The following is a 446-nucleotide window of genomic DNA, read 5'->3' as shown; positions in this document are numbered from 1 at the left end:
GTCATGGCCGGAGGCCGCGTCGTGGTCACCCACCTGCTGCTGCGGGACGGCCGCGCCGTGCAGGGCGCCCTCGGCGTGCCCGGGGCTCTCCGGCCGGCGCTCGTCCAGGGGCGAGGGGTCCGCGTACGGGTCCTCCTCGTCCGCCTTCGGTACGCCCGGCGCCCAGGAAATGGACAGGGCTCCGCCGACGAGCGCGAAGAGGAATCCGATCAGGAAGCCGCCGATGTTGGCGACGGGCAGGGAGATCAGCGCGAGGAGGATGGCCGCCACACCGGCGAAGACCCGGACGATGCTGTGGAACCACATGGTCAGGCCCAGCGTGATCAGCAGGATTCCGATGATGAGGGACCCGGCGCCGGCGGTGGTGGACATCGCCAGCGTCATATTGCCGAGCCTGAGGTCGGCGTACGGGAAGTAGGCGATGGGCGCACCGCCCAGCATGGTGA

At 70.6% G+C, this 446-nt stretch carries 1 protein-coding gene; it reads right to left on the bottom strand.

The window, feature by feature from the left end; translation table 11 throughout:
• A partial coding sequence (locus V2J85_RS40710) for a DUF6114 domain-containing protein (protein WP_330824404.1) occupies positions 1–446 on the bottom strand: 446 nt, incomplete at both ends.

The organism is Streptomyces bugieae, assembly GCF_036352915.1.
GTDB classification, from domain to species: domain Bacteria; phylum Actinomycetota; class Actinomycetes; order Streptomycetales; family Streptomycetaceae; genus Streptomyces; species Streptomyces endophytica.
This window is presented reverse-complemented; position numbering and strand designations above follow the sequence as displayed.